Below are 12,435 nucleotides of genomic sequence, written 5' to 3'. Positions count from 1 at the left end.
CCAGCTACGGTTTTTAAATTATGCGGAAACTAGTCCCCTTAAAGTCCATCTACGCATTTGTTGCAGTAGCTGAGTCTGGCAGCATGACAGAAGCAGCACAGATATTAAGTGTGAGCCACTCAGCCGTAAGTCAGGCAATTAAATCGCTGGAGAGTCAAGTAAACAAGCCTCTGTTTGATCGCATAGGCAGACAAGTTCAACTCAATGCGGACGGTAAGAAGTATTACCGAAAGGTGGCACCCGCTTTAGAGCAAATTGTCGATGCAACGGAAGCACTCATCCAAGATCAGAACTTGCAGCGTGTTACGCTCAATATGGTGAATTCATTGGCTCTTCACTGGTGGATTCCTCGAATGTCAGATTTACAAGGGTTTGCTCCTCAATTAGACGTTCGTTTATCAAACCTGTCTGGCAGATTCAATTTAGAACAAGAAGGTATCGACGCGGCCTTGGTGCATGGAAATCCCGAAGAATGGCAGGATTACTACTGCGAAAAGCTCAGTGAAGATGAACTGGTTTTGGTGTGCAGTCCTGAATTGATAGCGAAGACAAAAGACTCAAACATCACTCAACTCTTAAAGCAGTATCCCATCATTGAAGTTACTAACGAGCGAAGAAAAAATGACTGGAACGTATGGCAGGACGCGACGGGTATCCAGCGACCTAAAAATAAAAAACCAATCACTTTTAACATGTCGATACAAGCCGTCCAGGCCACAACTCGTCGTTTGGGGTTATTGGTCACTCATCGCTTGTTTGTGAAGGATGACATCAAATATGGTCAGCTAATCGAGCTGGGTGAACCCGTCATTAATCCTCATCAACAGCTTTACTTTGTATGCCCGCCACACAAGCTAAAGCTTGAATCGTTTCATCTGTTGCGATCTTGGCTACAACAATCATTCAACTATTAGAAACTTTTGTTAAGCACATTCACTGAAAAACTAGTATAAAGTTAGAAGAGCACTTTTCATCCAAGGATGGTTTATGAAGCAGTATCAAATATGGCTAAGCGCACTCTGTTTTGCAGTATCTTTGAGTACGACCGCTGAAGTAGAAAATGATAACCGCCTTTCAGAACAAGGGATCTCCACGGCAATTATTGGGGGTCAGCAGGCTACCCAAAACCAACTTCCTTTTTTTGCACGTCTTATTCTACATAAAACTGGCGCTAATCAGTTTGCCAATATTTGTGGGGGAACCATTGTAAACGACCGCTTCATTTTAACTGCGGCTCACTGCGTAGAACCAAGCGTTTTTACTGACGGCTGGACAATCAACGACCTACGAGTGTTAGTCAAAAACCCTACGATGAATGACGTGTTTGTTGAAGAATTCAAAGATGTTCGCTCTATCACGATTCATCCTGATTATGTGCCTAGCGATTTATGGATTAATGACATCGCTGTCCTTGAATTGACTAGACCTATCACCGATAACGTCCAATCCATCACTTTACCGCAAGACTTTGGAGACTACAGCAGCAAGTCAGTTTATCAGATATTCGGTTTAGGTCAGACCTCAACCAATGATGAAAGCCCCCCTAACTATTTACGCTGGGCAGAAGTAAAACCCCTTACCGACACCCAATGCGCTTCGTTGGTAACAGGGTTTAACGCTCAGGAAAGTTTATGTGCGAATGGATTTCCTGAACGAAGCTACACTGGTATCTGTCGTGGTGACTCAGGCGGTCCTCTCACCTATCAAGACAATAATGGCATGTATCAGCAAATTGGCATTGTGAGCTACGGTTCTTCAGTTTGCGAATCCGCTGCGATTCCAAGTGTGTTTACCGAGATTTTGAACTATGCAACATGGATTGAGACCCAAACCAGCTCAGGTGTAAAAACCAGTTATAACGCCCTCTTAGCAAGTTCGGAAGATTATCATAGCGAAGGGGACTCTGGCTTTGAGCCTGTCGATACCAACACATCTGGCTTTGGTAACAACGGCAGCAGTGGCGGCGGTGCTCTCGGATCAGGGTTGATCATGCTTGGAGGCTGGTTTGGTTGGCTAAGACACCGCAGAAATTATTCGCGCTCCTAGTAGCGTCAACAAGACATCATAATATCTTACGCTTAACGCGAGAGTTAATGATGTCTTCAATCGTCTTTTGCTCTTTTTTCGCTTTTTCATAGTTCTGCTTAGTACGCCAACGATCAAGCACTTTTTCTAACCCTTGAACGCGTGCGTGCTTGTGTTCTAGCGTTTTCTGTACAGATGCACATTCCGCTTGCATAACGGCTTGCTCTTGCTCGTGGTGACGAAGCATTCTTTGTAGCATTTGGTCAACACGATTAAAGTTCATCAAAGCCGCGCTCGTCAGCGTCGGGCCGGTTCGGGTTGATTGTCCAGCGTGGCCTTTCAACGCCGACAACTGTTCCAATTGCATTGAAAGATGGGAGTGACGCTGACGCATGGCATCAAGTTGTTGACCCACACGGTCACGCTGTTTTTCTTCCATTTGCTGTAACTTGCCTACGGCTTTTAACTTGGATTTCATTTCAGCCTTGTCACTCCCATTTGATTAAGCACTTTGAAAAAGCTGCGCGAGCTCGGTCAAACTGGTTGGGTAATCTACAGACTCGTTGGCAGCTTGTTGTAGATATGCACGCAAATTTGGATACATAGCAACAGATTGATCTAACTCAGGATCTTGTCCTGGTTGATAACCCCCTAATGGCAGTAACTCTTTAACCTGAAGGTAGTTGGAGTACATTTGACGGAAGTTATTCGCAATCGTGCTGTGTGCGTCCTGCGTACAAGTATTCATACAACGGCTAATAGACGCGTTGATATCTATCGCGGGATAATGCCCTTGCTCAGCCAGTTGACGCGATAAAACGACATGCCCATCTAAGATGGCGCGCGCGGAATCCACGACAGGATCTTGTTGGTCGTCCCCTTCTGCCAATACGGTGTAAATTGCCGTTAAGCTACCATGTTGATTTTCACTGTTACCCGCTCGCTCTAAGAGTTGAGGTAACACGCTGAAGACTGAGGGCGGATAACCACGAGAAGCTGGAGGCTCACCGAGCGAAAGAGCGATTTCGCGCTGTGCCATGGCGTATCGGGTTAGAGAGTCCATCAGAAGTAGAACGTCTTTGCCTTGGTCTCGGAAATACTCTGAAACGCGATGACAAAGTAATGTCGCTCTTAACCTCATTAGCGGGGATTCATCAGCAGGAGCCGCGATAATGATCGCTTTCTTGCGCGCTTCTGGGGTTAAGTTTCTCTCGATGAACTCACGTACTTCTCTGCCTCGCTCACCGATAAGCCCGACCACAATTACATCGGCCTCCGTGTTTTTGGTGATCATCCCCATTAACACACTTTTACCGACGCCACTGCCAGCCATCAAACCAATACGTTGGCCTTTGCCTACCGTCAATAGTCCATTAATCGCTCGCACGCCTACGTTGAGTGGTGTATCAACTGGGCGTCGCTTCAGTGGGTTAATCGGTTTTGGTTCAAGTGAAACTCGATCTCCCCCCTTAAGCGGTGCCCCATCATCTAACGGCTCACCTAAACCATTCAGTACGCGTCCTAACCACTGAGAGCTTAGCTGCACGGTACTGTCACCATCAAGAGGGATGACTTTTGCACCTGCAAACAAACCGCCTAAACGGCGGATAGGCATGAGGTAAGCAATGGTGTGTTCAAAGCCCACAACTTGCGCTTCGATCATATCGCCTTCCGCGGTTTCTACGAGACAACGCTGCTCAAGCTTAAACCGACACCCTACGGCTTGTAACATTAAGCCGTTTACTTTTATCAATCGCCCTGTTACGCGAGCAACAGGGATTGAATCGAGCGAAGCCAAGGCTTCGCTCAAACGCTCACTTAATAGTTCATGGCTTAGGGTATTACTCATGCTCAGACTCTACCTGTGGAATACTGACTTCATCCAAAAGGTGTTGCTTTACATTGTCCATACAGGCTTCCAAGCGAGAGTCGCAGCTCGCATCCGCTTCTGCGTCATCAGTCACTAACTGACAGCCACCAATAGGAAGCTCCGTATTAGGGACCAGTTTCCAAGATTGCGGCAAATCAGCATTGATGTGAGTAATGCGCTCTAAATCTTGCGGATTTAAATGCACAGTTACTGTTTCCGCTTTACCAGGCATGGCAGACAATGTCTCGTCCACCAAAGCTAGGATCTGCTGAGGCATTAAAGTGAGCTCGGCACGAATCACTTGCTGAGCTACCTTTTGTACCAGTTCACAAATCATATGGCGTTGTTGCTGTTCTTTTTCATCTTGCCAACGAGAAAGGGCGTGAAAAAGTTCATTGACAGGCTTCGCCGCCTCCAAAAAGCCTTGCTTTCCAGACTGCTCACCGGAAACAAAGCCTTTTTGGAAACCTTCTTTTTGGCCTTCCAACAGACCTTGTTGCTTGCCCTGTTCGATACCTTGGCGTAAGCCTTCCTCATGTCCTTGTTGCAAACCTTGTTGAAAACCTTCTTCAAGTTGCTGTTGGATATCTATTTGAGGTTCTTGCCAGCCTTGGTTATCTAGCCCGAATTCGTCTTCGATAATCTTAGGTTGCGCTAAAGGAGGAAAACGGTGTAAACGATACCCGCTCGGAGGCAATCGCATAGTACTTGATTTTGTCTCTAGCATGACCTTACTCCACCGTTGGCTCTTCATAGAGAAGCAGCTGAACTTCACCAGATTCATCCAGCTCACGTACCATTTGCATGATGTCTTGACGTGCTTTTTGAACTCGACTTAACGCAACAGCGCCGCGTGCGTCCATGTCATCTTCTAGCGCTTTCACCATACGTTGCGGCATTGAACGCTTAATAGCTTGTTGTAAGGTAATATCGGAACCTTTTAGCGCGACTGCCCACAACTCTAGCGGAATCTGCTGCACCAACATGTCCATGGTTTCTTCGCGTTGTCGGCCAAGAACCATAAAGTCGAACATGTTTTCTTCGATTGCATTAACAACATCTTCATCATGCAACTTCAGCATTTCCATCAATGAACCACGGTCACCTTCAAAGCGGTTAATGATATCTGCTGCTTGCTTAACACCTGATAACGGCGTGCTTTGACTCGCGGATACTTTTTCGATGCAACGCTCAACGAGTTCATGCAAATCAACGGCAACTTGATGATCGATATCTTGCAATTGAGCAATACGGAACAAAATTTCGTCATGGTAATCTTGTGGCAAGTGCTTCAATACCGCTGAAGAGCTGTCCGCTGGCAAATACGCTAGAAAAATTGCTTGCATTTGTGGGTGCTCGTTCACAATGAAACGAGCGAGAGTTTCTGCTTCCACCCACTGTAAGCGCTGCATATTGTTGCGAATTTCATCGCCATATAACGTATTCAATAACCCTTTTGCCAAATCGTTACCCAACGCTTTACGCAATGTATTAGATAGGTATTCCTTAGAGGCTCCTCGAATACCGCTGTGCTCACGGAAATCTTCAAAGAAAGTTTGAATAACACCACGAGCAGAATCGCTCTTAATGCCATTTAACTTCGCCATTGCACGAGTCACACGCTGGGTTTCATCACGGCTAAAGTGTTGCAAAACCTTCGCTGCGGCATCCTCGCCCATGCCTAATAGCACGAGCGCGGTTTGTTCAACATAACTAAGCGTCTGCTTTGATAGAACTGTGTTCATTGATGTTTACCCATTGTTTCAGTATTTCGGCTACGCGCTCTGGCTCTTCATTAGCAATAAGCTGTAGGTGTTTCAATTGAATTTCTAATGGCGAACCTGCTGGTGGTAGCATGTCGCTGTTTACATCTAAACCTGAAGAGGCTGAGATGCCTTTTTCAGATAGGCGGCGATCAAGTACTTCTTCATGCTCGCGCTCTTCACGCGTTTGCAAGTTTTCGTAGTCAGGCTCTTCCTGAGGCTCAGCAAAATTTAGCTCAGGCACAGGTTTATCAACGCCAGTTAGGTGCATGATTAATGGACGCAGTACGAAGAAGATCATCGCCAAGCCTAACAAGCCACCAATAACGTAGCGTATTGGCTGCTGTACTGTAGGGTCTTGCCACCACGGCAGTGCAGGAGGAGCATCAATTTCGATTGGGGTGAAGTTGAAACTCATTAAACTTAAGCTGTCACCTCGTGTGGCAGAGATACCAACAGCATCCATGATCATGTTTGAGATTTGCTCTTTATCGGCTTCACTCCACGCCACACCATCTGGCGAAGCTTTGGAGTTCAACAGAACCGAGACACTAAGCTTTTCTATTTGGCCTTGTTGGTATTGAGTACGACGAACACTACTACCTACAGCATATTGACGATTCACTTCAGATCGCGCATTCGTGTTTTGGCTATCGTTCGTTTCCACTTCACCAGATCCTGTCACTGGCGGTTGGTTACTTAGAGAGCCAGGAACACCCAATGCAATTTGATCAACCGAGTTGTTATGAATGGTGTGCTCATTACGCACAACCGGCGCGTTATCCAAAATTTCTTGTGTTTCTTCAACTTGGCTAAAGTCCAGATCGGCAGCGACTTGTACGCGGAAGTTACTCGGCCCCACAATCGGCGTAAGCATATCTGCTGCGCGTTGGATGATCTGTTTTTCAACACTCTTCTGGTATTCAAGATATTTCGCGTTTACTTTGCCGGCTTCCGCAGAAGCGACATCCGCACTAAGAAGACGGCCATACTGGTCAATGACAGAAACAAATTCTGGCTTCATTGCCGTGACACTACCGACCACTAGGTTAATGATCGCTTCAACTTGTTCAGGCTTTAAGTCTTCACCAGGTTTGAGCTCAAGCATGACAGATGCTGAAGGATTCTCACTGTTTTGGCGGACGAATAGAGTTTGACGAGGTATTGCTAAATGAACACGCGCGTTCGCTACTGAGTTCAAAGACATGATAGTACGTACTAACTCACCTTCTAAACCATGACGATAACGCGCTGTTTCCATAAATTGGCTCGTACCAAGAGAGCTATCTTCCTTGAGCGAATCCAAACCTGTCGGCAGCTTAGCTTTAACACCTTTTGATGCAAGCAACATGCGTACCTTCGCAACCTCACCTTCTGGTACAAGAACTTGTCCATTTTGCTCTTGCATGCGGTAGCTTACGCCTTCGCTTTCTAATACCGACACAATTTCGCCGATATCAAAACGCTCTTGTTGGCTATATAGCGGACGAAAGCTCTGCGAGGAACTCCATAGTGCAACCACAATAATCGCTGCAACAATCGCAGCTAACACCGCAGATAGCACTAAGTTTCTCTGACTGCTAGACCAGATTTGCTTCAGCTTCGTTGTCACATCGTCCATGCCGTTGGCAGTAGAAAATGTCTGTGCTGTGCCGGTAGCCATAGCTGTGTTTCCGGCGACTTGGGGGGTTAGTTCTGACATGAATTACACCGGCATCTTCATAATATCTTCAAATGAGGTCACGACTTTGTTGCGCACTTGCATCAAAGCATTAAAGGACAAGCTGGCTTTTTGGCTCGCGACCATTGCACCAACTAGGTCATCACTTTTTCCTGTTTCTACGGCCGTCATTTTTTGACTAGCCACTGATTGATGTTGATTCACTGTATCCAACACATTTGTCATCGCTTGTGAGAACGATAAAGGTGCGTTTAGTGATTGTTGATCTAAAGGATTTGCACTCACGATAAACTCTGGCGGCTGCACTTGTGCCTGCATCGCCTGCATTTTTGACAACATAAGTTGCTCTGCCGAGACCGCATGAGTAGGTTGACTTGCCATCTATTTTTTCTCCTATTAGGCAGCCGAGCCTAGTGCCGACTGTAAATCAATACCATGTTCTCGCATTGCTGCGAGCTTGTAGCGTAGCGCTCGAGTAGAGACTCCAAGCGCGTTTGCGGTTTTCGTTCGGTTTCCACCAAACTGACGTAACTTTTCCAAAATAAACTGATATTCAGCTTGCTTCTTCGCTTCTACATGACCAAAGTTTGAAGTTGGCTCTGCTGTAGGAACTGACGCGACAAGCTCAATAGGCAGCATCAGGTCATGGGCTGTAATGTAATCACCATGACGCATGACCAAAGCGCGTTGAATGACATTTTCCAACTCACGAATATTACCCGGCCAGTGATACTGACTCAGCGCACTAATCGCATCTTGGGATAGGTGGCAGCGGCTGCTATCTTGATACTTTTCAATAAAGAATTGGCTAATCGGTAGAATGTCCTCTTTTCTTTCACGCAAAGGCGGCCAGTGCAGAGGCAGCACATCTAATCGATAATAAAGATCTTCACGGAACGTGCCTTTTTGAACTTCCTCACGCAAGTCTTTGTTGGTTGCCGCAATAACACGAATATCGAGCTGAACAGCTTTATGGCTACCAACACGTTCTACTTCACGCTCTTGAAGGACGCGTAACAATTTCGCTTGAACCGCAGGTGACATTTCACCAATCTCGTCAAGCAGAATCGTCCCGCCATTTGCTTCTTCAAACTTACCGCTTTGAGAATTTGTCGCTCCGGTGAACGCGCCTTTTACATGACCGAATAGCACAGCCTCTAACATTGACTCTGGAATGGCGGCACAGTTAACCGCCACAAATGGACCATTGATACGCGGAGAGTGCTCATGCACATATCGCGCCAGCACTTCTTTACCCGTTCCCGATTCACCTGTAATAAGCACACTCGCGTTAGTACATGCTGCACGATGCGCCAATTGCAGAACTTGTTTGCTTCTCCAAGACTCCGCAACAATGTTGGCCATTGGCTTACCTAACGCTTCAACACGTTTAAGCAGATTAACCAACTGATTAGATTCAAATGGGCGTAATAGATAATCAGTAGCGCCCGCTTTCATCGTCTCAGCAGCCAAGATGCCTTGCTCTTGGTCGACAATCGCAATAACAACACCCGAATTTCGCTGCTTTTGGTGACACGCGACAAACTCACGAACACACATATCCGGCAGCGTAGAGCTCACTAAAGTGATTTCTGCTCGCTCTTCAAGCAAAGCGCCTCGACCAGTACGAGTGTGTTTCGCGGTGTAACCTGCATTTTGCAACACATCCAATACTGGTTGAGCAAGAGCTTCATTTGGCTCAACCAACAAAATTTTCGTTTTCGTCATCATTGAACCTTAACTTTCGTTTGTTGATTTTGTGATTGTAGATCTGGGTAGTGTTTCGCAGCCGTATACTCGTTGTCCCTCACTAAACGTAGGGTGACACGTCGGTTTTTTGCTTGGCCATTAACCGAGTTATTGCTGGCAATTGGGTAACGTGAACCATGAGCTCGTGTTTCGATCATCGACTCGTCGACCCCAAGCTCAATCAAAGCATTGGTGACTTGCTCTGCTCGAGTACGTGACACAGAAAGGTTCGTTAAACTTGAACCAACGTTATCGGTGTGACCGTCGATGAGGATTTTGGTCACTCGATCATCCACAGATACATAGCTATACAGCGCTTCTAGTGTTGCTTTCTGTCCACGACTTAACGTCTTCTGACCAAACTCAAATGAGAGCGCCATATCCCTTGCCTCTGAAAAAGACAATTTAGGCAATCGCGCGCGACACGCATTAAATGATTTCAATGCGTTTTGAATTTGAAGAGTAGGAATCACAATCTCTGAAACAGAGGAAGCATTACTTCCTTTAAGTGACAGCGTCACCCAACTACCCGAAGCAATTGAATCCATGAATTCTTCAGCGCCTTTATTAAAGATGAAACGCTGAGACGGCTTGGTAAATTCAAGGGAGCCAAATTCTTTTCTATAAAGCTCATCACTCCAAGGAGCATTTTGAGTTGTTAAAGCAATCGTTTTCCATTTATTGTTTTCATATTCTATATCGGAAATAAAATAGAATTTATTATTAGGTTCCGCTAGGAAATAAAACTTCCCATAGTCATTATTTGATTGCAACAAGTTGCATTTGAATTTATTTCCCTCATATGTCCATTTAGAGAGGTCCATAGGGATTGTTAAGACTTCTTCTGAATATGACACTTTTGAAAAAATAAAACTGATAACAATAATTGTGTTACAAATTATCAAACGGACATGATTCATGTATATCTTACATTCCCATGACTTAAACCGTTTAATTAAATATGCCACCAAGCCGAGAGAACTGGCATAGCTAATCATTTTAATTACCTATTCTGAATATTAAAATTGGTTACAAAACGCTCAAGAGAGCACGCTTAGCCTCCAATGGAAGCTTTAAGCATAAAAAACAGTATCTTATAATTTATTTATTTGAAGTTGTTGTTACGCCATAAAGGCAATTTAAAAAATCTATAACAACTAAAACGCTCAACATTGTTATTTTATTTATTAAGCGATTTATAAAGAAAACTAACTCTTTTTAAATTTCATTAAAAGATTATGACTATATGAACAAAGCAACATGTGAACTAAAGTCACAATCTTAGAGTTTGGAGCTAAAAGATCATTAAAATTTCTGTGTAGACTACACGCCATTAAGTTAAAACACTTTCGATTGTTAACGCACGGTAAAATATAAATGGAAAATAGAGTTAGCGAGCCTATTTCTGATAGTCAACTACTTGATGTAGAATTATTAGGCAAACCTATTCATATCATTCGTGAGAAGCTCGATAATTTAATTTCAGAATCTTGCTCAAACCTTACGACTGAATTACAAAATTGGCTCAGCACAGGAAAAGTGGAAGCTAGCTTAACCTCAGTAGACTTGCACCGCTTTACATCGGTTGAGATGGACAAAGAGCAAACGTCGACCTATCAACATCAGGAAGGCGGCATGGTATTCATCCATGGTAACCCCCACACGCTAATAAAGTTGGCTGATAGATTTTATGGTGCAAGTGCAGAGCGTTCAGCCGCTACTCTGACGGCCAGTGACTTACGTTTACAAGAGCGCATCAGTCGAATCATCATCGGTTGGCTTGCTCCTGGTGAAATGTGGGACACGGGTGAGTATGAGACCCCTAGAGGTATTGGCATTAACGTTCAATTAAACATTGCGTTTGACGATCATCAAGGCTCAATTCATCTCAAGCTAGATGGTCATCTTATTCAAACGCTAATCGAGCAGCTTGAACTGCAGCCTGATACCGATTTGTTTCAACCTTTCTGTCGTTCTTTAGAGACGACCCCCGTTCGACTGAACGTTGTTCTAAGTAAAAAGAAGATGCCTTTAAGTGATGTGGTTGGCTTACAACCCAACGATATTTTACCTATTGAGCTTCTTAACACGGTTCCAGTAAGCATTGGCAACCAATCTCTATTTACAGGTCGTATTGCCGAGCAAGACGGCCAACTTGTTTTGATCTTTAACCCTGATAAGGAACCGCAGCGATGAGCGAAGCGCTAGAAACTAATGCATTCGACGCAGAAGAACTGAACTTTGATGATTTTCAATTAGAAGACTTTGAAGCCGAAGATACGCTCCAACAAGAACCAGCCACTGCGGAACGTGACCTTAGCTTTTTCAAAAGCATTCCTGTCACAGTCACGCTGGAAGTTGCGAGTAAGGAGATCCCACTTGGGGACTTAATGAAAGCGGGTGAAGGCACGGTTATCGAGTTGGAAAAGCTCAATGGCGAGCCTTTAGACGTGAAAGTAAACGGTTCTCTTATGGGCCACGCTGAAGTTGTCGTTGTCAATGATAAGTATGGGCTTCGTCTGATCGATGTACATGACTCTGCATTGAGTGGCGTTGGTCAATAATCTTAGGTAGGCATCACAATGAAAAATCTGAGCGCTTGGCACCGTTGGTTACCTCTTTTGGTATTGGTGTCACTTTTGTTTGCTTTCCCAACAATGGCGGCTGACAACGGCTTAACTATCTTGTCCGTTTCTGATGGCGACACACAACAAGAATACAGCGTTAAACTGCAAATTCTGTTGTTGATGACGGCGCTCAGTTTTCTTCCAGCATTTATTTTGATGGCGACGAGCTTTACTCGAATTGTCGTTGTCCTTGCGATTTTGCGCCAAGCTCTTGGTCTTCAACAAAGCCCACCTAACAGAGTGTTGGTCGGGATCGCTCTCGCATTGACGTTACTGATTATGCGCCCTGTCTGGAGCGATATTTATGAAAATGCGTTTCAGCCATACGACAACGGCGAAATCACGCTAATACAGGCTTTTTCTGTTGCAGAGAAACCAGTGAGAGAGTTCATGTTGGCACAGACGCACCAAAGCTCTCTTGAACAAATGTTACGTATTGCCAATGAGCCTCTCGACCAAAACGTTGAGGATATTTCATTTGCCGTTGTCTTGCCTGCATTTGTCATTAGTGAACTGAAAACCGCCTTCCAAATTGGTTTTATGCTTTTCATCCCGTTTTTGGTCATCGACTTGGTTGTCGCCAGTGTCCTGATGGCAATGGGTATGATGATGCTATCACCTTTAATTGTCTCACTTCCCTTTAAGTTGGTGGTATTTGTACTCGTGGATGGTTGGGCAATGACAGTTGGCACCTTATCTGCCAGCTTCGGTTAACTAGGA

At 45.0% G+C, this 12,435-nt stretch carries 13 protein-coding genes; 5 read left to right on the top strand and 8 right to left on the bottom strand.

Features of this window, described 5'->3' with window-relative positions; genetic code table 11:
* Positions 1 to 20 precede the first annotated feature (20 nt).
* Positions 21 to 914 (top strand): LysR substrate-binding domain-containing protein, encoded by an 894-nt coding sequence (locus R7E47_RS01615; RefSeq protein ID WP_053307935.1) that lies wholly within the window; start codon positions 21 to 23, stop codon positions 912 to 914.
* A 73-nt stretch (positions 915 to 987) separates the two neighbouring features.
* Complete coding sequence (locus R7E47_RS01610; protein ID WP_025768593.1) at positions 988 to 2,046, top strand: S1 family peptidase; 1,059 nt, start codon at positions 988 to 990, stop codon at positions 2,044 to 2,046.
* A gap of 16 nt (positions 2,047 to 2,062) precedes the next feature.
* On the opposite strand, the gene fliJ is transcribed toward R7E47_RS01610, so the two are convergent.
* Genes fliJ through R7E47_RS01570 form a run of 8 tightly spaced genes read right to left on the bottom strand, consistent with a single transcriptional unit; the run spans position 2,063 to position 10,086 of the window.
* Positions 2,063 to 2,503: a flagellar export protein FliJ gene (gene fliJ / locus R7E47_RS01605; RefSeq protein WP_258493956.1), complete on the bottom strand. Its 441-nt coding sequence runs from the start codon at positions 2,501 to 2,503 to the stop codon at positions 2,063 to 2,065.
* Positions 2,504 to 2,527: 24 nt separating this feature from the next.
* Positions 2,528 to 3,874, bottom strand: coding sequence for a flagellar protein export ATPase FliI (fliI, locus tag R7E47_RS01600; RefSeq protein WP_005375057.1), 1,347 nt, complete (start codon positions 3,872 to 3,874; stop codon positions 2,528 to 2,530).
* Positions 3,867 to 4,622, bottom strand: coding sequence for a flagellar assembly protein FliH (gene fliH / locus R7E47_RS01595; protein ID WP_170893961.1), 756 nt, complete (start codon positions 4,620 to 4,622; stop codon positions 3,867 to 3,869). The genes fliI and fliH overlap by 8 nt, the downstream gene beginning before the upstream one ends.
* Before the next feature lie 4 nt (positions 4,623 to 4,626).
* Complete coding sequence (locus tag R7E47_RS01590) at positions 4,627 to 5,640, bottom strand: flagellar motor switch protein FliG (RefSeq protein WP_005375048.1); 1,014 nt, start codon at positions 5,638 to 5,640, stop codon at positions 4,627 to 4,629.
* Entirely contained in the window at positions 5,609 to 7,360 is a 1,752-nt protein-coding gene (gene fliF, locus R7E47_RS01585) for a flagellar basal-body MS-ring/collar protein FliF (RefSeq protein WP_005384024.1), read from the bottom strand. Before fliF ends, R7E47_RS01590 begins: the two co-directional genes overlap by 32 nt.
* A gap of 3 nt (positions 7,361 to 7,363) precedes the next feature.
* Complete coding sequence (fliE, locus tag R7E47_RS01580) at positions 7,364 to 7,720, bottom strand: flagellar hook-basal body complex protein FliE (RefSeq protein WP_005375045.1); 357 nt, start codon at positions 7,718 to 7,720, stop codon at positions 7,364 to 7,366.
* A 15-nt stretch (positions 7,721 to 7,735) separates the two neighbouring features.
* The gene (locus R7E47_RS01575) at positions 7,736 to 9,067 is read right to left on the bottom strand and encodes a sigma-54 interaction domain-containing protein (RefSeq protein ID WP_047102378.1); all 1,332 of its coding nucleotides are present in this window, start codon (positions 9,065 to 9,067) and stop codon (positions 7,736 to 7,738) included.
* Positions 9,067 to 10,086, bottom strand: coding sequence for an OmpA family protein (locus R7E47_RS01570; RefSeq protein WP_170893960.1), 1,020 nt, complete (start codon positions 10,084 to 10,086; stop codon positions 9,067 to 9,069). Before R7E47_RS01570 ends, R7E47_RS01575 begins: the two co-directional genes overlap by 1 nt.
* A gap of 379 nt (positions 10,087 to 10,465) precedes the next feature.
* Between R7E47_RS01570 and R7E47_RS01565 the strand changes: the two genes are divergently transcribed.
* From R7E47_RS01565 to fliP, 3 genes are read left to right on the top strand one after another with little or no spacing between them, the layout of a single operon-like run.
* Positions 10,466 to 11,284 (top strand): FliM/FliN family flagellar motor switch protein, encoded by an 819-nt coding sequence (locus R7E47_RS01565; RefSeq protein ID WP_005375039.1) that lies wholly within the window; start codon positions 10,466 to 10,468, stop codon positions 11,282 to 11,284.
* Positions 11,281 to 11,652, top strand: coding sequence for a flagellar motor switch protein FliN (gene fliN, locus R7E47_RS01560; protein WP_005375038.1), 372 nt, complete (start codon positions 11,281 to 11,283; stop codon positions 11,650 to 11,652). The genes R7E47_RS01565 and fliN overlap by 4 nt, the downstream gene beginning before the upstream one ends.
* 18 nt (positions 11,653 to 11,670) lie before the next feature.
* Positions 11,671 to 12,429 (top strand): flagellar type III secretion system pore protein FliP, encoded by a 759-nt coding sequence (gene fliP / locus R7E47_RS01555; RefSeq protein ID WP_005375037.1) that lies wholly within the window; start codon positions 11,671 to 11,673, stop codon positions 12,427 to 12,429.
* Positions 12,430 to 12,435: the final 6 nt, after the last annotated feature.

It is taken from the genome of Vibrio sp. Vb1026 (assembly GCF_033338745.1).
Lineage (GTDB): Bacteria > Pseudomonadota > Gammaproteobacteria > Enterobacterales > Vibrionaceae > Vibrio > Vibrio alginolyticus.
The sequence above is the reverse complement of the archived record's forward strand: the minus strand, read 5'-3'. Positions and strand labels throughout refer to the sequence as shown.